The organism is Dictyobacter formicarum (assembly GCF_016587435.1).
Genome location: NZ_BNJJ01000002.1, coordinates 133,469 through 152,788, shown reverse-complemented (window position 1 = coordinate 152,788; position 19,320 = coordinate 133,469). Strand labels below are relative to the sequence as shown.

Below are 19,320 nucleotides of genomic sequence, written 5' to 3'. Positions count from 1 at the left end.
ACAACGATGCAAATTCGTACCATTGGCAAGCCGTCAATTGACCATGTGCTCTCGCAAATAGTGGAACGTTACGAGGCGCAATTTCCAGGGCGTCTACGGGCCTGCTATCTGACAGGCAGCTATGCAGAAGGCAACGCGGTTGAGTGGAGCGATATTGATGTGTATGTTCTCTTTAAAGACGCGTTTGTTTCCGAGAAGGAGGCTGCCCAGGCGGAGCAACTGGAGCGCTCCTTAGCTTCCCTGACTCCTCTGCGTCTGGATCTCCATGCCGGCAGCGAGCAGTCTCAGGACAGCCTGCCTGGTTTTCTGAGAGCGGCGATCAAGAATACGAGTGTGCTGTTGTATGGCGAAGATACCAGGGAGCACATGAGCCTGCCTGGGAGGGAGGAATATACGCGAGATGCGGCGGGAACAGCGCTGCAATTTCTCCTCTGGCTGCACCAGGTAGAGAATGTCACGTATCCACTTGCCTATCCTGATCCTGACGGAGCGTTTTTTGGCTATGATCAACTCCAATCTGATCGAGCCGATGCTCGCCCTGGCCTTGGCATACGCATGTTGGTGGAGACCGCCTGCCGCATGGGGACCGCGCTGCTCGCCTTCAAAACGGATTGCTCTGTCTCGACGAAAAGGGAGAGCGTGCAGACCTATCGCGAACTGATCAACGACGAATGGGCCTCTTTCCTGGAAGCCATGTTTGAGAAAGGCAAATTGTGCTGGAGCTATAACCTGCCAGAGAACGAAGAGGAACGCGCTGAACTGCGAGTGTTATGTGAACGCATGCTCCCTTTTGAGAATCACTATCTTCGTGCCTATCGCGCCTATCTGCTTGCCCAACTAGGCTCCAACAACGAGGCAGCCAAGCAATTTGCTTTGCAGGGGTTAAAGCAGGTTATTTACCCTGAAGAAGCTGGAGACAAGCTTTATTGAAGTCAACGTCTTCATCCGTCGGGCCGAAAAACGGTGCATATGGTGCATATTTGAGGCAGGCCTGGACGGTTGCGGCGACCTTCTCCCGGTTGGTGCTGACAGAAAGACGGGATAAAGACTCGCCTGACGGGGATAAAGACCTTGAAACAAGGTCAGTCCTTGAGTCGCGTGGTTGACGCATAACTTCGCCCGTTTCGAGGCCCGACGCATAAAAGCCCGTTTCAGCGAAGTTATGATATTAATGACACATATAATCGTTAAATTTGTGCTCATATAGTTGTGTTTTTTCGTGAAGATCACACCGATAGGCCAACTGTAGAAAAATTCTTCGCGTACGTTGAACATGCAGGGGATATGAACCTCCTCCATGTCGTCTACCAGGTCTGTCTGGGGTCAAATGGCTTTGTCTGTTCTGCGGGCAACAGCAGGTGTTGCGTACAGACAGCACGATAGCGATCATGCGGACGCAACCCTTCGGGCAGAAGATCAGGTAAGGTCTCCATGTCAAATGCTCTGTTGTCACGGACATCATAGATTTGACTATTGCGGGCGACACGTCCGCATTTTGGATCGCGTTCACCATTCACTGGATATGCACACTTGGCCGTACAAACGACCACTTTTGCGCCATATCTACGGGCATCTACCACCAGGCCAAACTGATTGCCGCTTGCTCCTTGATCAAGTCCTGCCGCATACACTCGCTCAATACCAGCCAAAGCCCACCATCCCATGATTTCACGATAGAGACCTGATATTGGCCGCCGCTGATGATCAAAGCCAAACATGAACCACTCTTCCAGAAAAAGCGTCTTGATGCCGCGCAGCACAAGCTCCTCAACCGGAATATCACCAAGCGATTCTACCGTTGTACAATTTGGAGTGAGAGCCGCGTTGGCACTCACGACATAGCCACGAGGAGCTATAACCACGTCTCGAACATCTACTCCCGGTCTATATGCCTCATAAGGAATACCGAGGTGCGTAAGTTCGCCCATCTTGCCATAGAGTCGCGTCGTTTTACCAGCACCCATAGGCCCAGTATAAACGGTTACTTCCGGCAATACCCTCATCATTGATAAGAACCTGACTACTCAAAATTCAGAGCTTTCGCATCTGTTATCTGCAAAATGGCGAAGTCTTTACAGTAGAACCATAAGAAAATGCAGCTCTATCAATGTTGCGATCCGTCAGACTGCCTCTTTCTCCATGATAAACGGAGCTACTGATCAAAACCCGCACGCGTAGTATATCACCTTAAAGGTGAAATGCCTACCTGTGCTGACTATTTCGGTTATCCTTTCTAAAACATGTCAATCTTTGCTCACGTCATATCACATGGACAATCAAAAATAGCAGTACAAGTGAATTAAACGAGCATCCACTATTTTCGGACTTACACTGGGATCGCGCCGCGGGAGACGGATTTCGGGGTACTACAATACAATGGACCTTGAAACACTTTATTGTGTGATGTGCGCATCGTGAGCAAGCTCGTTGGGAGAGGATGATGTGATCAGGTGGCTTTTTCGATGCATCAGAGGAAGTGTACGAGAGTGATACGGCAGGGTAGGGCGCGAGTGTGCGATGCCACGCCAGCTGAGAGTGGGCGTCTCGTGTCTGGTATCGATGTTTCCTGTCGAGTACCCAGTAAAAGAGACACCATTATAAGGAAATCAAAGGAGCACCGTGCAACTGATGATCTTGAGCATAGTGCAAGGGTGAACAATTTCCTACGCCCTCGTGAGGACGTAACGTATTGTAAAAATTGATCCATGAGCTTGGTGCAGGCCAGGTAGAAGTGTGAGGAGGGAGCAGACACGAGGAGGATCGTGCTGCTCCCGATGGGTACGGCAAGAGCGGTGGGGCATCAGGGGAAAGGGGTGTGGTGAGTCGTGATATTCGAAGCGTTTGGAATGGCCAGTGGTGGAGTTGCCGAGTCTGTATCGAGTGGAGAGGGTATGTTCCAGGTGTCTCTTTTCCCAGAGTCCGAGGTGGCGAAAGAACAGTTGTTAGCGGTAGATGGTGTAGGCGTCGAATAGTCGTAGCTCGTGCTCATCATCATCAGGACGCTGAAAGAGGTGCCAATACCGCTCAAGCTCCTGCCTGGTAATGGGCACTGCGCCGGGAGCCAGGGTGTCGTTTCTATACTCCAGCCTGCGCCAAAGTTCGTCAAAAGGGACGTCGAAAACGTGCATTTCTGTTCGGGCGTTGGATCGTTTGGCGTCTGCTCGTTTTTGACTGCGTTCAGATTGCTGCCAGAGGCCATCTTCTAGGATGACATCCTGACCGCTACGGAGGAGCGTAAGTGCCAATTGATAGAGTCGAGCCTGAAGTTTTTCGTGGAACTCTTCATTGCTATGATCGATTCCTAACTGCTCTTGCCACTCGTCAGTACAGATGCGAATGCCCTTACCTGCTTGCTCAAGCCTTTTTGCGAGTGTTGTTTTACCGGAACCGGGCAGGCCACAGAACAGGGTGAGTGTTGGTTGAGCGTGTAATTTCATGAGTGTATCTCCAGACAAAAACCGGTCCTTCTCGGGCCATCCAGAGCCAGTCACCACACTCTGGCTGTTGGTACGCTTCTTCCTTTTTTATGTTTCTTTGAAAAGTATGAGGTTATAGGGCTTTAGTCTAATGACTTCGACAGGTATATGTCAAGGGAGCCTTGGCGAGGTGTCGCGCCGCACGAGATGGGTGGGAGATCGGCCGCCACACTTTGGCCGAAGCACATTGCAAAGGCAAAGAAAACCTGCAATAATTGGAGAATGAGCATATGTTGTGTGATATATCGTTTTTGTATGGGAGGAATGAGGAATGAATGAGCCCATCTGGCAGACGCAGGAAGTGATACGCCGACTCAAAGAGGACGAAGGGTGGGAGTGGGAAGGGAGCGCTGGCCAGCTGCTGAGTGTCATGTGGCAACGCATCAAAGGCAGGCACCGGTGCTGCTTCCGTGGAGAGCACGAAGAGCAAGCGGCCGGGAAAGGATGTGTTGGAAGGCAGTGGCGTGGGGTGAAAATGTGTTGCCTGTTCACAAATAAGAACCGAGCCTGGAAAGAGATGTCCAAAACGTTCCGTTTTTCCTGGCGCAGCTGGTATGTGGAAGAGTGGAGCAGGTGAGGGTTCGGTGAAAGCACCTTTCACCGAACCCTCACCTGCTCCACTCTTCCAATTCATGATATTGAGGGAATGTGCCACCTGTATCCTGACAAATGTAACGGATCGCAGCGGCTGATGCTTCTTTCCTCGTTTTGGCGTAGCGCTTGATACGCTTGTCAGTGGATGATTTCAGGCGTGCGACGAAGCGCCCATCTTGACGTTCATAGATGGTGCCATCCCCATAATCATTTTTCCGTTTTGAGTATGCTCGCGGAACGATGCTGCACGTGGATCAGATACATGGGAATATCGAACTCTTGTAGATACTGCATCAGGGGTCGATAATACTGGTGACATTCCTACATGCTGGCCTCAAGGCGAGGCAAGGCAGGTCTGGAAACACGCTATTCCGGCGCGCAAAACAGACATCTATGAGGGAAATACTTGTCGAGGGAACAGAACATCCTATCAGCGTCCGCGATGAGAGGAAGCTGTCCCTCTGACGAGATAGGAGAGTCATACACGCATCCCGTGGGAACTGGCTCACCAAAAATCAGGAAGAGCTGGAATTACGTCGGCATTAAGAGTTGGAGGGTGTGTCAAAGACCTTGGTTATCGAAATGTCGCTTACGCTAGGTTTGTCTGTGGAGCGAGTTCCGCCGTGGATTTGCTTTAGATCATCATCCGTCAGTTCGGTCAAGGCTTTGCGTTTTTTCTCTGGAATAGTTGTCTGTTGCGCCTGGATCTGTGTATCTTTTTGTTTCTTAGCCATGTTTGAAGATCCTACCTTTCTTAGAGTATTTCTAGAGCGTTTAATAATTCTATCTAACTTTGCCAACTTTCTATAAAGTATATTCACTTTTTAAGGCTTTGTCTATGAACTAATGCACAGTTGCCAGGGCTAGTGCAAAATTTTTTCGCTCCCTTAACTGGCTAGCCGAACCAAGCGAGCAGAATCGTCCGATGGTTCTGCCGCGTTTTATGCTGGCCTCCCGCTTCAACAGATGAAGTATCAGGAAGTGCGGATGCAATTTGGCGTGGTCATGCAAGATGCAAGCATCCTCAGCGGCTCTATTCGCCAGAATATTGCGTTCAACGGTCTCAGTATGATTATTGATCATGTGATCAAAGCAGCTCAACTCGCAGCTGTGCACGATGATGTGATGCGCATGCCCATGGAATATGAAACCTTCGTTTCCGAGGGAGGAACGGGCTTATCGAGCGGCCAGCGTATTGCTCTGGCTCGCGCTATTGCCACCGCGCGCCGTTCTCCTGTTGGATGAAGTGATCAGTAGCCTGGATGTGGTGACGGAAGCAACTGTTGATCATAACCTGCGTCGCTTTCTCTGCACGCAAATTCTAGTCGCTCATTGACTGAGCACTATGCGCAATGCAGATCTGATTCTGGTGCTTGATCAGGGCCAGATTGTTGAACGCGGGACCCACCAACAACTACTACGTCAAAATGGTTTCTATGCTCACCTGATTCTGAGCCAGGTGGAGAGTGGAGAGATCCGCCCTTCGTAAGAGGCGTTTTCTCTCAGTCAACTTATGAACTGATGTATGGCTTTCATTGCAGGAAGAGGTTGTTATGCACTCGCGTGTTGATGTGCTTCAGACGTCATCTCTGTGTGAAGAAGGAAAAATCCTAAACGTTGGGCGGAGCATCCTGTTCGGTAGTGCAGGCGGCTGGCGAAAACGGGATGAGTACCAGCAACCTGCACCACTGAGGCGCTGCCGCTTCACCTGGGCGCTTGAGGTGAGCGCCAGCCATTGTGCCTACTTAAGTTGTGGTCTGTACTTTAGGAACGTGTATGCCTGTAGAGCAGGCATCGAAAAGCTTATCGGTTCCTTTTCCTCCCTGGACCTTCTCCAGGTCGGCATCCGTCAGTTCGACCACTCCCTTGCGCTTTCCCTCTGGGAGCGTCTGCTGTAACTGGCGCCGCGTGTTCGTTTGTTTCTTGTTCATGCTTGATGTTCCTGCCTTTCTTAGGATATCTCTAGAGCGTTTAGTAATTCTATCCACTTTTGCCAGTTTTCTATAATTCTATCTACTTTTTGAGGCCCTGTCTATGAACCAATGCACAGACCAGGGCTATTTAATTTTCCAACCAGAAGTCCTGAAAAGGACAAAAAAAGGATGGGTTCCTAGTACAGTGATCTTAGACAAAAAACGTCACGAAACGAGGAATCATCCTACGATGAACTATATCATGTTGCATGAAGCGAGGGAACTGGCTGGGTGGAGTAAGGAAGGAGAAGCCCTTTCGATTTATCAAGAACTCCATAGCATTGAAGATCGACGAAAACCAAAGGGAAAGCGATACAGTCTCGCGCTGGTGTTACCTGTGTCCTGTTTGCCAAGCTGGCAGGAGAAACCACGCTGCAAGGCATTGCTGAAGGTATTGTCAACTTGACGGTGTGTTCTCCATCACTACAGCTATGTGCTGGCAGTGGCTTGCGATGAACCTGTGGAAATCATGACCCCTGAGGGACGCCAGCGCATGACGATGGCACAAGCCCAGACTCGCTTTCTGCAAGCACACGATTGGCAGTGCCTTTCGATGGGTGAAGGAACCAAAGGACCACGTTGGCTCGACTGGGCAGTTCTGCCCATACTATATCGATGTGAGGACGATCAAGAGCACTGGTTGCTCATTCGCCGCAATCCGACCGACTCCACCGACAAAAGGTATTACGTTGTCTCCGGACCAGAGGGGACAACCCTTCCCGTGATGGTGAAAGCCATTGGAGCAAGGTGGGGGATCGAAATAGTCTAATCGCAAATGGCAAAAACGAATCTGCTCACTCTTGGGAGAGAGGGGGATCACGTAGCGGATCTCCACCTCTTCTCCCGTAACCACGACACGATCAACCAGCAACTCAATGAGTTGTCGTTTCTGCTCAAAAGTAGCCTGGGCTAATCCTTGCTGCACGCGTTCGCAGAAGGCATCAATGGATTGAACGCGTGCTGCTAACTCATCACGGTGTCCGACGCTCGCCTCCAACTGGCGAACCTGTTCCGCAAGAGATTGCAGCCGTTGTTCTAGTTCCTGATACCGTCGCTTGTACTCTTCCAGTTGGAGGACCTCGGCTAGGTACGCGTCAGTGAGGCGCTCCCTTTGCTGTTCCAGGCTCATGCGGGCTTTACGCAAATTCTCACGCCGTGTATGCAGTTCTTGGGGAAGCCACTGCCCTCCTTGCGCCCGTTGGAGTGCAGCGACAATGTGCTCAGGGTGCATGAGAATCTCACACACATCCTGCCACACCAGCTCGTCAAGTTGTTGTGCTGGAATGGAGCGCGAGAGACACTTCTCGTCGCGGCAGGAGTAGATCGGAGCTTTCTTGCCGCGACAGGTGTAGTAGGCGTATCCTCCCTCACGGTTGCGGCCCATGCACGCCAGACGGCAAACGCCGCAACTCACCAGTGCCCGTAGCAGATACTGATGCGCCGTATTGTTGCGGCGAGCGAACTGCTGGTTGTGAGCCAATTTTGCCTGAACCAGGTCAAATTGCTCCTGACTCACGATGGCTGGCACCTGGGCCACGGCGATCCACTCTTCGGGCGGAGTGTGCGGATGGCCCCCGTGGTCTCGCCCAACAGGAGCCAAGGGAGAGTGGCGTTGGCGAGAAGGAGTGCGACGAGTCCGACCAAGATAGACCGTTCCGGTATACGCCGGATTGGAAACAATTCCCCGCACACTCGCCTGATTCCAACGAGGCCGCCCGTAGGGACTGGGCACGCCTTGGGCCATTAACTGTCGGGTGACGCCCATCAGACTCTGCCCTTCCTGGATGAAGCTGGCAAACATCTCTGCGACGACTGCTGCCTCCATTGGCTCCAAACGGACACCAGCCGGATCTCGCGGGCGCTCTGGATCGACGCGGTAGCCGTAAGGGGGACGCGTCCAGGGAAGTAAACCACCGGCCCGGTACTTCTGCCACCGACCACGCCGCATGCGCTCAGTAATCAAGCTTCGCTCATATTCGGCTACGGCTCCTCGGATCTGGAGCAGCAATTGATCGTGAGGAGTATCGCTTTTTGGCTGATCGAGGAACTCCACCTGGCATCCACCTCGCTCGAACTCTTCAATGAGGAGCACCTGGTGAACATACTGCGAGCCAGCCGCGAAGGCTCCGTGATGAGCAAACGATCAAAGGCAGCGGCGCTGATGTGGTCTCGCAGGCGATCAAGGCCGGGGCGACGTAAACTTGCTCCGCTGTAGCCATCATCCCGAAAAATGTGGTCGTCGCACCAGGGCCAGTTGTGTGTCTGGCTATGGAGACGAAGTTGTTCCAATTGTTGCTCAATGGTCTGTGCTTGCGCCTGCCGTTGCGTAGAGACACGGACATAGATCGCCACTTTCATTGCGCGGCTGTGTTGCAAAAAGAAAACTGATCTGTCAAAATAGTGAGAAAAGAAGAAGAGAACCAGTCATGGCAGAGCAGCACCCTTTCAAATGGCGTCATTTTGAAGCCGAGATCATTCTCCTCTGCGTGCGCTGGTATCTCCGTTATTCATTGAGCTACCGGGATCTGGAGGAGATGATGCTGGAACGGGGTTTGCACGTGGACCACACCACGATTTATCGCTGGGTTCAAAGGTATGCTCCTGAGTTGGAAAAGCGCTGTCGCCCGCATCTCAAGGGAACAACTGACTCGTGGCGGGTGGATGAGACGTATGTAAAGATCAAAGGTGTGTGGATGTACCTGTACCGTGCAGTGGATTCTCAAGGGAAGACTCTGGAGTTCCATCTGAGCGCTACTCGTGATGCAGAAGCCGTCAAGCAATTTTTCGCGAAAGCCCTTGGTGCCTCCCATACGGTGACTCCTCGCGTGATTACGGTCGATAAAAACGCAGCCTATCCCAAAGCCTTTCACGAACTGAGAGCAGCAGGAACGCTTGCCATTGCTTGTGAACTGCGACAAAGCAAGTATCTCAACAATCTGGTCGAACAGGATCACCGCTTTATCAAGCGACGCGTCAAGCCTGGGTTGGGCTTCTTTTCGTTCAAGACTGCATGGCGAACCTTACAGGGATATGAGGTGATGCATATGATCAGGAAAGGACAGATGAAAGACGTGGATAAAGGGGATATCCTCAGTCAGGTAGCCCTTGTTTCCAGCTTGTTTGGAGTGGCTGCCTAAGCTGAACCAGAAAGACCAATCCGTCGTTGCTTCTCTTCCTGATTTTTTGCAACACAGCCCGCTGTAGCGCCTCATTTTGCTCGTGCTTAGAGATGCGAACATACCCAATCTTCGTAGAACCTCTGCTTTTAGTGTCACTTACTCATCTCGATAGGGCTCAAACTGATACTTTGATTATGGCACGTTTTTTGAGACCGTCCTAGCCATAAAATCATGCTTGCGGAGGTGATACGTTTCGCCACTGGAAAAACTGGTCTGAAAGTATCAGAAAACGGTCGTTATCTGAGACCTTCGCTCACAGCTTTTTGTGCCAACGGACCTTCGTATTGCTGTCCCAGAGACTGGCGAGAAATCGAAAGAAATGCTATCATGGGGATGTACAATATTTCAAGACATGTACATTTGTGCATTCATACCTGGGAGAAAAAAATGACCGAGATGCAGAACGAAAGGAGACGACTACTGGTTAAAATCAGTCGGCTTTATTATGAAGATGGACTCAATCAACAGGATATTGCCAAACGCCTGGGTATTTCACGACCTCACGTGAGTCGCATGCTCGCTACAGCAAAGGCCGAGGGGATCGTCAACATCACGATCAATAATCCTTATTCACGAGAGCAGGACATTGAGCAGGAACTCGTTGAGACATTTGGCGTTCTCGACGCTTTTGTCGTCAGCATGGAAGAAGGTTCTGAACAAAGATCTCTCCATCAACTCGGGCGAAATTGTGCAGCGCTTCTCGAATCTGTGCTCAAGGATCACGATATCGTAGGGGTTATGGCCGGGCGCACGATCGCTGCTGTTGCCGCTGAATTAGAGTATTTTGAGCGAGATGCGTTACAGTTTACTCCCCTGGTTGGTGGCTGGGGGTCTACTGGATCAGCGTGGCATGCAAACTCGAATACGATGATGTTTGCCGAAAAGCTGAAATCGACCTACTGGCTTCTCCATGCGCCCGCAGTTGTTGCCTCACAGGAAACCAGAGAGCTTTTGATGAAGGAGCCGGAGATAGCCAGTGTGCTTGAGATTGCTCGGAAGAGTACTGTGGCAGTTGTCGGCATTGGGCAGGTCTCAAACGAGGCAACGATTGTCCAAACCGGCTACTTTGGAGACGCGGATTTGAACGATGTCATCCAAAAAGGAGCTGTGGCAAACGTATGCGCGTCATTTCTCAATGGAGAAGGAGAGAGCATCGCTTTTTCAGCACAAACGAGAATGATTGGCATTGACATACCAGAGTTGAGACAACATACCAATGTCATCGCTGTTGCTGGTGGTCAGGACAAAGTCGAAGCAATCACAGCGACGCTGCGCGGAAAATGGATTGATATTCTTGTGACAGACCTTGAGACGGCGCAACGGGTTTTAGCGTTCCACAAGCGCCGCAGCTAACAGGGAGGGGAAACAATTGAGCGTTGATGGTTACTATGGACCATATGGAGGAATGTTTATTCCTGAGATTTTGTACCCTGCTTTTCACGAATTACAAGAAACGTTCGCTGAAATACAACAGGATACTGTGTTCTGGCAGAGCTATCAGGAGAGCCTGGCAAACTTTTCCGGTCGCCCAACGCCACTCACCTACGCCGCGAGATTGACTGAGTATTTTGGCGGACCCAGGATTTACCTGAAGCGAGAGGACTTGAATCACTCAGGCGCTCATAAGCTGAATAATGCTTTGGGGCAAGCGATGCTCGCGAAACGAATGAAGAAAACACGTGTCATTGCCGAAACCGGCGCCGGGCAGCATGGAGTTGCCACTGCTATTGTGGCGGCGAAGTTTGGCTTACATGCGACCGTGTACATGGGGAGTGAAGATGTAGAACGCCAGTATGCGAATGTTTTTTGGATGAAACGCTTCGGCGCGGACGTGATTCCGGTGGAAGACGGTTCTCGCACCCTCAAAGATGCGATAAATGAGGCGCTCCGGGATTGGGCTTCGAATTTTGAAACAACCCATTACGTGTTAGGAACCGCATCAGGCCCTCATCCTTTTCCAGCGCTGGTGGCTTTTTTTCAATCGATCATTGGCAAGGAGGCAAGGGAACAACTCCTTCAATTGGAAGGCAAGCTCCCTAAACGTGTCTATGCCTGTGTGGGAGGAGGTTCAAATGCGCTGGGAGTCTTTCAAGCGTTCATGCCCGATGACGAAGTTGAACTTATTGGGGTAGAAGCTGGAGGAGAAGGACCGATAACCGGAAAACATGCTGCCCGAATCGCGTACGGGCAGGGCAGGATCGGTATCGCCCAGGGGTACAAATCCTTCTTTCTCCAGAATGAAGACGGACAAATGGTAGACACTTATAGTATTGCAGCCGGACTCGACTATACAGGGGTGTCACCTCTTATCGCCCATTTAGCAGAGCGTCAGCGAGTGCGCGTTGAAGCGGCTACTAATGAGGAAGTCCTTCAGGCTCTCCAGCTTGTCATGACCAGAGAAGGCATTATTCCTGCACTTGAATCAGCCCATGCTTTTGCAGGAGCTTTTCGGGAAATCAAACAGTGCTCGCAGGACGATTGTGTCATCATCAATCTCTCGGGCAGGGGTGATAAAGATATTTTTACCATAGCGGAAGGATTAGGCGATGAAGGATGGAAAGCTTTTATCCAGCGGAAAAGCACGCAGTATCAGCAAACTCGCTCAAGAGATTCTGGAAAAGCGTAAAAGGAAGCCTATTTTACTGATGGCGCATCAAATTGTAGGCTATCCCGATTTCGAGGTGAATTATGAAATGATTCGTCTGTTCCAGGAATGTGGAGTGGACCTGGTGGAGTTACAGATTCCTTTCTCTGAACCAATTGCGGATGGTCCGCTGTTCCTGAAGGCCAATCAGAAAGCCCTGGAACGAGGAGTGACTGTGGAGCAGTGTCTGGATTTTGCCCAAAAAGTCACGAGAGATTTTGCTCTTCCTTGTCTTTTCATGACCTATTACAACATTTTACTCCAATATGGAGTCCAGCGGTTTGTTGAAACGGCCAAGTCGATTGGAATCCGCGGGCTGATCGTGCCCGATGCATTCCCCGAGGAGAGCGAGGAATACTTCGCTGCCTGCAAGCAAGAGCAGGTCGATCCTATTCTCGTGGTCACTCCCTATACACCGGTCAATCGCTTAGAGTATCTGGCGAAGAAGGCGGAAGGATTCTGGTATTGCGCGGCGCGAAAAGGCGTAACCGGGTTCAAAACGTCTTTTGGTGAGGCGACAACAGACTTTCTCTCCCGCTGCCGTCAGTATGCATCCACTCCCATTGCAGTTGGGTTTGGCGTTCAGCGTCCAGAGGATGTTCGCTATCTCGTCAATAAAAGTGACATTGCCATTGTAGGAAGCACATTACTCAACGTATTGGAAGCTGAAGGAACTCCAGGTGTCAGGGAATTTTTGCTTTCTCTCAGGCCTTGAGCCCATGAGAGCGGCTGCCATCTGGCGCACCATTTAGGGACCTGTGAGATCAGTTCGCTGTATCCCATTGTTGGTACGCTAAATGGATCTCTATGAGGAATCACGAAATGGTTTGGTGCGTGAAAAGAAAACCGGTTCTGTCAGAACTGAGAACACCAAGGTGCGCAAGACCTTCAACGTTTCTCAGAACCATTAGCAAAACTATGCGACTGCACCCATCAGTCCTTGCAAAGCGGCCAGTCGCTCACAGAATATCCGTCGTTGTTGGGCCAGCGGTAGTGTTTCCCTTGTTGGAGAACGATAACGGAAATACTGACGTAATTCATCAAAGGCACGGCAGAAACGGGCTGCCGATTCAAAGCTTTCGAAACCACGCATCGGATAATAGCGTTGTTTGATGCCTCGGTGGTCTTGTTCGAGCTGGTTGTTGAGATACACATTGGTCCGATGCACCACATCATTTCCCATTATCTCGCGTATGGCATGCGGATAAGAGCGATGTCCGTCTGTTGTGACCGTCTCTGGAGTATGACCGACTACCGCGACGGCTTGCTTAAAGAACGGTTTGGCAGCATCCATGTTCCTCTTTTCACTCAGCCGTGAATCAACCAGATTGCCATCTCGATCAATGGCCCGATAGAGATAGCACCACTTCCCATGCACTTTGACGTAGGTTTCATCGACATACCACGAGGTTCCTACTTGGCCTCGCCGTTTGGTCCGCAAGTGGTCCGCGATCAAGGGAGCAAACCGCTCTTCCCGGTCTCGAACCGTTTCATGCGTCAACACAAAGCCGCGCTCTAAAAATAACTCGGTGACATCCCACAAGCTCAGTTTGTAGCGCAATCGCCACAAGACCACAAGCAGGACGATGTCCGTGGGAAATGCTAGATAGTTGAATGGGGTACCAGTTCGTTCGTTAAAGCTATGTTGACACGGAGAGCAAAAGAACGTTGCGTAGCCCAGTTTGGTTTTCTTCGCTCGCTTCTTGGTCGTGGCGGCAGCACAATAGGGGCAGTTCATCGGTCAACACTCCTGTTCCATCCTGTTTTCATGGGATGAGCATAGCAGAAGTGTGAGTGCTCTGCCAAGAGGATGGTTTGAGTTCTGACAGAACCCTTTCCCTTACTGCTGATGGGATTATTTAGATGCGATTGCCCTGAACAAGACGGGGATCACGATGGCTTTCTTAGCTTCATGCCGTTCCAGTGCGCGTCGCATCTCTCTCCCATAGCAATAGTCAGAAGCCAAGAAATCGGGGCTGATAAGAAACAGGATGACCGATGCAGCGTTGAGCTGATCATCAATGGCCTGTGCCCATTCGACCCTGGGCTGTATGCGCCGGTCGTGCCAGGAGGAGATGATCCCCTGTCGCCTCAGCGGGCTCAGGTGCTTTTCCAATTCATCTCGAAGCGCTTCATCCTCGCGCGCGTACGAGTAGAACAGCGTTACAGGCAAGGCGGTTGCTTGCTGCTCATCTATAAGAAACGCCACAATCCTTTCACATGCATTGAAATTCATTGCTGTATAGTAACAAACAAGTATACCACAAAAATGGTTATTTTCGCCTTTTTCAGGCCTCCTTTATTCATAACTCATGAATAATCCTTCTCCTTATATTAACGCCGGTGAAAAAACGCCGATCTCCATAACGCCGACAATGCATTGCGCCGACCCCTTTTGACCAAGAAAAACACCGCTGTTTTTCTTTCAATCAAGAGCACAAAAATGGCGATTTCCGATCAAAAATGAACCGGCGCTGACAGCTCGAAGTGATTCGCGAGTATGCGATCAAACAATTGCGAACAGCCGGGGAAGCGGACCTCTAACAGCGGCGCCATGCCGAGTAGTATGCGGAGTTGGCCGAGGAAGCGGAGCGCGTAGGACCATCTCAGGGGAGCCGTGAAGCACGCCTCGAGTCGGAATCGGCCAATGGACATGCGACGCTCGACTTTGCCTATAAGCGAGGTGAGGTGGCGCTCGGCCTGCGGCTGGCTGCGTGTTTTGGACTGTTCTGATTGAAAGGCAGTCAGATGAGCGAGGGGAGCATGTGGCTGGAACGCTTGCTTACGCTGGACGAGGCTACTAAGGCGCAGACGGTCCCGCCGCCGTGCGCAGTAGAGCATACTATAATGCCGCGCGCCTGGGCATGCATCTGGGCAGGAATGAGCGCGCAGAAGCTTTCGCCAGAGAGGCACTGGCATTGGCAAGGCGGACGGGAGACCAATTCGAAATCACCCACGTGCTTGCCACGCTCGGTTCCATAGCGCTGGCCTCGGAAAAGGAAGACGAGGCCAGCGCCTACTACACAGGAAGTTACGCCATGACCAAACGGGCAGATGATGCGGAAGATGCGCGTCCCATTGGACTTTGCCCTGCTGAACCTCGGCGAGTTGGCGCGCAAACGCGGGGAACTTGCACGTGCCACCGCGTTGTTGGAAGAAGCTTTCGCCAGGACGCGTGCCCTTGATATAACCTGGAGTATTGCCAACATCCTCACCCTGCGGGCCATCTTGCTCGCCAGGAGCAGAACTATGAGCGTGCAAAAAGCGTTACCGGAGAGCCTGACGGTCTACCAGCGGCCGGGCAATGCCACCTATACCGCCTGGTGTCTGGAAGGCATCGCCGCCGTGGCTTGTGCGCAAGGGAACTATCAGCCTGCAACCAGGCTGTGTGCCACCACAACTGTACTGCGTGTCGCGGTACAGACTCCACTCCCCTCGGCAGAACAGGATGACATCGACCAGGTGGTCATGACTGCGCGAGCTGAACGAGATGAAAGGACCTTCACAGAGGAGTGGAAGATCGGCTCAACCCTGACGCAAGATGACGCTATCTCCTACGCCTGATAGGACCGCTGCTTTGAGCAGCTCAAAAGGGAGGGCAACACGCGCCCTTTTAACAGAACAGCCAGCCCGGCCCGATTACCACGAGGAGCAAAATGTGCAGCACTATTCAGTTGAGTGCTGCGTATTCCTGTCGTACAGGTTCGACGTTCAAAAAGCCCTGTGAACCTCCCAAGCATGCATTTTGGCTCAACATTGCTGAAATCGAATTAAGTGTGCTGGCTCGGCAGGACGTGGCCCACAATATCGCCACTGTTGAGGAACTCTGTCGGCAGGTACAGAGCTGGCAAGATCATTGCAACCAGCATGTGGGCACCGTCAACTGGCCATTCCGCACGGCGGACGCACGCATCAAACGCAAGCGGCTCTATCCAGTGCAGCAGCTTGATGCTCGGCCTCCTGAACCCATCGTGCGACAACTTGACTTAGGTGAAGCAGTCATGTAGAAAGCTTTCCATCACCACGTTCAATGTGAATGTGGGTGTCTATATTTTTCCGTTTACCTGTCATAGTTCTCGTACCACTCTTCATTCACTATCTACTTTACCAGATACGGGACAAGTTGTTCTAGTTGTGACAAATGTGCCTCGCAAAGGGCTAACGCCCTGCGTACGGTCTCATGTAACGTTATATCGACCCCCGCCTTCTTCAAGAGGTCAATGCTGTAGTCACTACTGCCTGAACAGAGTAGCTCAATGTAGCGCGTAGCGGCGGGCTTTCCATCTCGCAGGAGCTGTTGTACTAGAGCAGAAGCTGCAGAAAAGCCCGTGGCATATTGATAGACATAGAAGGTGCGGTAGAAATGAGGAATACGTGCCCACTCAATATCGATCAATTCATCCACAATGACCTCTGCCCCATAGTATTTCTCGTTGAGTGTGTGGTACAACGAACAGAGTATATCTGCTGTCAACCGTCCATCCTGCTCTGCATGACGATGAATCTGTCGCTCAAACTCCGCGAACATGGCTTGCCTGAAAAGTATTCCCCGGAACCTTTCTAGCGAATGGTTCAGGATCGCCAGACGCTTAGTAGGATCAGAAGTCGTTTTGAATAGATGCTCGGTTAGCAAACATTCATTCAAGGTCGATGCTACTTCCGCCAGGAAAGTGGTAGGCGCACTATAGACATAGGGCTGGTGGGCGCAGCTATAAAAGGCATGGAGAGCATGTCCGAGTTCGTGCGCCAGGGTGTACATACTATCATAATCATTCTGAAAATTTAAGAAGACAAACGGGTGACTCCTATACGCTACACTACTATATGCCCCGCTGCTTTTGCCTGCCGTCTCATAGACATCAATCCAGCGCCCTTTGATTGCTGACTCGAGATTGCTAACATAATGCTCTCCTAGCGGTGCTAATGCTTCAAGAATCGTATCACAAGCCTGCTGGTAGCTGATCTTTTGCTGATGAAGAGGTGTCATAATAGGAACATATAAATCATACATGTGTAATGTGTCGAGCTCCAGCAGACGCTTCCGCAATTTCATATACCTATTGAGGAGTGGAATATGCTCATTGACAATATCGATCATATTATCGTAAACGCAAAGGGGAATATTATAGCGCGCAAGAGCGTGTTGACAGCAAGAATCATACCCCCGCTGTCTAGCATAAAAGATATTGCTCTTGACTTTAGATGACAATACAGCGGCCATAGCATGCCGATGGTTGTGAAATGCACCGTGCATTTTCTCAAACGCCTGCTGACGGATACGAGAGTCGGCACTTTGTCGATAGAGTTGATAGTTTCCTTTCGTTAAGAGGACCTGTCTGCCAGCCTCATCTGTAATCGTGGGTAGGTGTAAATCGCTGGTACTCATAATAGTGAAAATAGTTTCTGAAGCGTCAGTGGTTTTGCCGAGTTCAACGAGGACAGCCTCTACTTCGGATGAGCGCACATGGAGACGCCTCCGATTCACATCGTGCAGTTGATGTGCGTAGATTTGCAGACCCGGCGTCTCCACTAGAAAATGGTTCACCGTCGTTTGCGGTAACGCTAGTATTTCTGGTTCAATAGAAGAAGCAATCGTGACAATACGGGCATACAATTGCATAGAACGATCGACCATTCGGTGATACTGGCGCCTTGTGTTGTCCTCGTCCCTGCGCATAGAGGCGTAGACAAGGAGGCGTTCGACTTCTGCAAACAACTCATCGCGCGTGCGTAAAACCGCGAACAACGTCTGTCCACTCTGAGTGAGCATCCTATTGAGGACCTCAAATTCGGGGATGTGCTTCTCAAGCGCCTGAAAATTGCGCTCCCAATCCTCATCATATGAAAAGATGCTCTCAAGGTCCCACGTATATTCTCTGGAGACCTCACTTCGTTTTGGCACAGGGAGTGGAATCACACTGCTTCTCCTCACGCACAGTTTACGCTCCTTACACCGCCTCTCAGGAGAGCATGCACAGGGAGGAACTGTCAAGTCAATACGTGGAGTCGATGAGACCATCAAGCCACGGTGGACCTGCGTCGTTTTTTGACTGCCTATCGACTCTGTTGTACTGCCCGGGCAAGCTCCTCTCTCCGACTCTCCTGCCTCGCTCCTCCCCCGCTGCCAAACTCAAGCAGCCACGGAAGGTTTTTGAGCAGCGCTAAACACCTCGCTTCTCCATGGGAAATGCAGAAAAGTCGAGCTAAGAACTTGCCGCCGCAGTAGTCCCTGGAGGTGGTAACGGGAACGGGTTATCATTCTTTAGTCCAGTTGGAGTCCCCACAGGAAAGTACGCTTGCAGAAGGGTCTTAAATTGCTGGAAAACATCCCCCGACGCTGTTGAACCGGCCCGCAATTTTATCAGATTAGCGTAGGTTTGTGCGAGTGTCGGTGCTCCCGCCTGAATGATCTCCTTCCAGGTGAATCCTAGTTGGTAATGCAGATAATTCAGAAATAAGACTGAACATCCGGTTGAAATTGGATGCCTATCTGTAGGATCGCTCACATTCACGAAATCCGGGCGAGATGGTGTATTCAACCATACAGCGGCGGTGGCGAAGATGCCCAGCTCTGCCGGATAAAGTTCGGCTGCTAGAACCCGAGAAAGTCCCTCGCCAGCACTCGATTCGCAATCCCAGCCACTGGCCTGTGCAGCAGAGAACACTTCGATGATTTCAGCAGCAAGCGCGAAGGGAGTAGCGTCAATATCCAGGCCGGGTTTGGTTATCGCTTGACAGTAAATATCCGTGGATTTACAATCTGCATGCCACGCGCCCGTGATTTCCGAGGCAATGATAACGTTGCAAGGGAAACCTGGCGGAGTAATGTTTCCAAAGTAATCTGAGAGAGTTTTATAGTCCCTCTCGCATGTTTCTAAGACCCTATTGGCAAGCGCCTCACCAGCAGAGTTCAGGTTCGGATTGTAATATACCTGGAAGTTTGGGGTATTACCATGCAATGTTGCAGGATAGCGAAATGGACCAGCTAGTCCTGCTCCGTCGGGCTCTGGATCAATGAGTTGCCCCCAGGTGTCCAAAGGAACCTCGCCGAAGCGGTCATCTGTCTGATCAGAAGGCAGAGGCTCAATATCCATGTTTAGCTCCTTTTCACTTCTATGAGATCACTTCCTGGCTCTTTGTCAATCAACCCGTTGTTCAGCTTTTGCCGTAACACCAGCAACAACGAGAACCCCTCCGGCTTCCGGAGGAAGATGCATGGCTTAGATTGGATTCAGCGCCTTCTCACGTAGTACTTGACGACGCAATTGCGTTTCTTCGATTGAAACTCCCATGCGAGAGCGTATATGGGCAAACAGTCGCAGCAAATCAGCGCACCAGATACTCGGATTATCGAAGTCCCGCTGTTTTGAATAACGGTGAGGAAGATACCCTCCACCACAAGTGTCCCGCTCTGGACAGGAAGTGCAAGCCTCAGGCAGAGGCATCCCTGTGAA

22 protein-coding genes and 1 pseudogene are annotated in these 19,320 nt (G+C 51.1%); 13 read left to right on the top strand and 10 right to left on the bottom strand.

The window, feature by feature from the left end:
• Positions 1–6 precede the first annotated feature (6 nt).
• Positions 7–930, top strand: a complete 924-nt coding sequence (locus JMI88_RS03165; RefSeq protein WP_201360290.1) for a nucleotidyltransferase domain-containing protein — start codon at positions 7–9, stop codon at positions 928–930.
• Between the two features lie 374 nt (positions 931–1,304).
• Here JMI88_RS03165 and JMI88_RS03160 read toward each other — a convergent pair whose 3' ends face one another.
• Both JMI88_RS03160 and JMI88_RS03155 read right to left on the bottom strand, forming a co-directional pair.
• Positions 1,305–2,006, bottom strand: coding sequence for a hypothetical protein (locus tag JMI88_RS03160; RefSeq protein ID WP_201360289.1), 702 nt, complete (start codon positions 2,004–2,006; stop codon positions 1,305–1,307).
• Between the two features lie 936 nt (positions 2,007–2,942).
• Positions 2,943–3,437: a P-loop nucleotide/nucleoside kinase family protein gene (locus tag JMI88_RS03155; RefSeq protein WP_201360288.1), complete on the bottom strand. Its 495-nt coding sequence runs from the start codon at positions 3,435–3,437 to the stop codon at positions 2,943–2,945.
• A gap of 310 nt (positions 3,438–3,747) precedes the next feature.
• Between JMI88_RS03155 and JMI88_RS03150 the strand changes: the two genes are divergently transcribed.
• Positions 3,748–4,053, top strand: coding sequence for a hypothetical protein (locus tag JMI88_RS03150; protein WP_201360287.1), 306 nt, complete (start codon positions 3,748–3,750; stop codon positions 4,051–4,053).
• A gap of 559 nt (positions 4,054–4,612) precedes the next feature.
• Here the strand turns inward: JMI88_RS03150 and JMI88_RS03145 are convergent.
• Positions 4,613–4,804: a hypothetical protein gene (locus tag JMI88_RS03145; RefSeq protein WP_201360286.1), complete on the bottom strand. Its 192-nt coding sequence runs from the start codon at positions 4,802–4,804 to the stop codon at positions 4,613–4,615.
• Between the two features lie 253 nt (positions 4,805–5,057).
• Between JMI88_RS03145 and JMI88_RS03140 the strand changes: the two genes are divergently transcribed.
• Complete coding sequence (locus JMI88_RS03140; RefSeq protein ID WP_201360285.1) at positions 5,058–5,315, top strand: hypothetical protein; 258 nt, start codon at positions 5,058–5,060, stop codon at positions 5,313–5,315.
• A gap of 100 nt (positions 5,316–5,415) precedes the next feature.
• Positions 5,416–5,559, top strand: a complete 144-nt coding sequence (locus JMI88_RS03135) for a hypothetical protein (RefSeq protein ID WP_201360202.1) — start codon at positions 5,416–5,418, stop codon at positions 5,557–5,559.
• A gap of 256 nt (positions 5,560–5,815) precedes the next feature.
• On the opposite strand, the gene JMI88_RS03130 is transcribed toward JMI88_RS03135, so the two are convergent.
• From JMI88_RS03130 to JMI88_RS39255, 3 genes and pseudogenes are all read right to left on the bottom strand, one after another.
• Entirely contained in the window at positions 5,816–6,001 is a 186-nt protein-coding gene (locus JMI88_RS03130; protein WP_201360284.1) for a hypothetical protein, read from the bottom strand.
• 649 nt (positions 6,002–6,650) lie between these two features.
• A complete protein-coding gene (locus tag JMI88_RS39260) occupies positions 6,651–7,427 on the bottom strand; it encodes a recombinase zinc ribbon domain-containing protein (RefSeq protein WP_236022820.1) in 777 nt (258 codons plus the stop codon).
• Positions 7,428–7,574: 147 nt separating this feature from the next.
• Positions 7,575–8,401 (bottom strand): annotated as a pseudogene (locus tag JMI88_RS39255) (recombinase family protein); the annotation flags it as partial.
• 68 nt (positions 8,402–8,469) lie between these two features.
• Here JMI88_RS39255 and JMI88_RS03120 point away from each other — a divergent pair.
• The 4 genes from JMI88_RS03120 (at position 8,470) to trpA (ending at position 12,581) form a co-directional block, all read left to right on the top strand.
• The gene (locus JMI88_RS03120; protein WP_201360283.1) at positions 8,470–9,180 is read left to right on the top strand and encodes an IS6 family transposase; all 711 of its coding nucleotides are present in this window, start codon (positions 8,470–8,472) and stop codon (positions 9,178–9,180) included.
• Positions 9,181–9,609: 429 nt separating this feature from the next.
• Complete coding sequence (locus JMI88_RS03115) at positions 9,610–10,575, top strand: sugar-binding transcriptional regulator (protein WP_201360282.1); 966 nt, start codon at positions 9,610–9,612, stop codon at positions 10,573–10,575.
• Between the two features lie 16 nt (positions 10,576–10,591).
• Complete coding sequence (trpB, locus tag JMI88_RS03110; protein ID WP_201360281.1) at positions 10,592–11,848, top strand: tryptophan synthase subunit beta; 1,257 nt, start codon at positions 10,592–10,594, stop codon at positions 11,846–11,848.
• Positions 11,769–12,581, top strand: coding sequence for a tryptophan synthase subunit alpha (trpA, locus tag JMI88_RS03105; protein WP_201360280.1), 813 nt, complete (start codon positions 11,769–11,771; stop codon positions 12,579–12,581). The genes trpB and trpA overlap by 80 nt, the downstream gene beginning before the upstream one ends.
• Before the next feature lie 201 nt (positions 12,582–12,782).
• On the opposite strand, the gene JMI88_RS03100 is transcribed toward trpA, so the two are convergent.
• On the bottom strand, positions 12,783–13,604 hold the full coding sequence (locus JMI88_RS03100; RefSeq protein WP_201360279.1) for an IS6 family transposase: 822 nt from the start codon (positions 13,602–13,604) through the stop codon (positions 12,783–12,785).
• A 117-nt stretch (positions 13,605–13,721) separates the two neighbouring features.
• Entirely contained in the window at positions 13,722–14,075 is a 354-nt protein-coding gene (locus tag JMI88_RS03095; RefSeq protein ID WP_201360278.1) for a toll/interleukin-1 receptor domain-containing protein, read from the bottom strand.
• Between the two features lie 365 nt (positions 14,076–14,440).
• Between JMI88_RS03095 and JMI88_RS03090 the strand changes: the two genes are divergently transcribed.
• From JMI88_RS03090 to JMI88_RS03075, 5 genes are all read left to right on the top strand, one after another.
• Positions 14,441–14,599, top strand: a complete 159-nt coding sequence (locus JMI88_RS03090; RefSeq protein ID WP_201360277.1) for a hypothetical protein — start codon at positions 14,441–14,443, stop codon at positions 14,597–14,599.
• 15 nt (positions 14,600–14,614) lie between these two features.
• Positions 14,615–14,848, top strand: coding sequence for a hypothetical protein (locus JMI88_RS39250; RefSeq protein ID WP_236022796.1), 234 nt, complete (start codon positions 14,615–14,617; stop codon positions 14,846–14,848).
• On the top strand, positions 14,737–15,051 hold the full coding sequence (locus JMI88_RS40540; RefSeq protein ID WP_373323757.1) for a hypothetical protein: 315 nt from the start codon (positions 14,737–14,739) through the stop codon (positions 15,049–15,051). The genes JMI88_RS39250 and JMI88_RS40540 overlap by 112 nt, the downstream gene beginning before the upstream one ends.
• A complete protein-coding gene (locus tag JMI88_RS03080) occupies positions 14,933–15,430 on the top strand; it encodes a tetratricopeptide repeat protein (protein ID WP_201360275.1) in 498 nt (165 codons plus the stop codon). The genes JMI88_RS40540 and JMI88_RS03080 overlap by 119 nt, the downstream gene beginning before the upstream one ends.
• A gap of 92 nt (positions 15,431–15,522) precedes the next feature.
• Positions 15,523–15,873, top strand: a complete 351-nt coding sequence (locus JMI88_RS03075) for a hypothetical protein (RefSeq protein ID WP_201360274.1) — start codon at positions 15,523–15,525, stop codon at positions 15,871–15,873.
• Between the two features lie 92 nt (positions 15,874–15,965).
• Here the strand turns inward: JMI88_RS03075 and pepF are convergent, their stop codons facing one another.
• A complete protein-coding gene (gene pepF / locus JMI88_RS03070) occupies positions 15,966–17,783 on the bottom strand; it encodes an oligoendopeptidase F (protein ID WP_236022795.1) in 1,818 nt (605 codons plus the stop codon).
• A gap of 286 nt (positions 17,784–18,069) precedes the next feature.
• Positions 18,070–18,960 carry a hypothetical protein gene (locus tag JMI88_RS03065; protein ID WP_201360272.1) on the bottom strand — a complete coding sequence of 297 codons (891 nt, stop codon included), beginning with the start codon at positions 18,958–18,960 and terminating at the stop codon, positions 18,070–18,072.
• Positions 18,961–19,320: the final 360 nt, after the last annotated feature.

Bases quoted from the DNA above. Each gene is read 5' to 3' on its own strand.
- JMI88_RS03165 (WP_201360290.1), top strand. From the start codon at position 7: ATGCAAATTCGTACCATTGGCAAGCCGTCAATTGACCATGTGCTCTCG.
- JMI88_RS03140 (WP_201360285.1), top strand. From the start codon at position 5,058: ATGCAATTTGGCGTGGTCATGCAAGATGCAAGCATCCTCAGCGGCTCT.
- JMI88_RS03065 (WP_201360272.1), bottom strand. From the start codon at position 18,960: ATGGATATTGAGCCTCTGCCTTCTGATCAGACAGATGACCGCTTCGGC.
- JMI88_RS03075 (WP_201360274.1), top strand. From the start codon at position 15,523: ATGTGCAGCACTATTCAGTTGAGTGCTGCGTATTCCTGTCGTACAGGT.
- JMI88_RS03155 (WP_201360288.1), bottom strand. From the start codon at position 3,437: ATGAAATTACACGCTCAACCAACACTCACCCTGTTCTGTGGCCTGCCC.
- JMI88_RS03080 (WP_201360275.1), top strand. From the start codon at position 14,933: ATGCGCGTCCCATTGGACTTTGCCCTGCTGAACCTCGGCGAGTTGGCG.
- JMI88_RS03160 (WP_201360289.1), bottom strand. From the start codon at position 2,006: ATGATGAGGGTATTGCCGGAAGTAACCGTTTATACTGGGCCTATGGGT.
- JMI88_RS03150 (WP_201360287.1), top strand. From the start codon at position 3,748: ATGAATGAGCCCATCTGGCAGACGCAGGAAGTGATACGCCGACTCAAA.
- JMI88_RS03130 (WP_201360284.1), bottom strand. From the start codon at position 6,001: ATGAACAAGAAACAAACGAACACGCGGCGCCAGTTACAGCAGACGCTC.
- JMI88_RS03135 (WP_201360202.1), top strand. From the start codon at position 5,416: ATGCGCAATGCAGATCTGATTCTGGTGCTTGATCAGGGCCAGATTGTT.
- JMI88_RS39250 (WP_236022796.1), top strand. From the start codon at position 14,615: ATGAGCGAGGGGAGCATGTGGCTGGAACGCTTGCTTACGCTGGACGAG.
- trpA (WP_201360280.1), top strand. From the start codon at position 11,769: ATGAAGGATGGAAAGCTTTTATCCAGCGGAAAAGCACGCAGTATCAGC.
- JMI88_RS39260 (WP_236022820.1), bottom strand. From the start codon at position 7,427: ATGGGCCGCAACCGTGAGGGAGGATACGCCTACTACACCTGTCGCGGC.
- JMI88_RS03115 (WP_201360282.1), top strand. From the start codon at position 9,610: ATGACCGAGATGCAGAACGAAAGGAGACGACTACTGGTTAAAATCAGT.
- JMI88_RS03120 (WP_201360283.1), top strand. From the start codon at position 8,470: ATGGCAGAGCAGCACCCTTTCAAATGGCGTCATTTTGAAGCCGAGATC.
- JMI88_RS03145 (WP_201360286.1), bottom strand. From the start codon at position 4,804: ATGGCTAAGAAACAAAAAGATACACAGATCCAGGCGCAACAGACAACT.
- JMI88_RS03100 (WP_201360279.1), bottom strand. From the start codon at position 13,604: ATGAACTGCCCCTATTGTGCTGCCGCCACGACCAAGAAGCGAGCGAAG.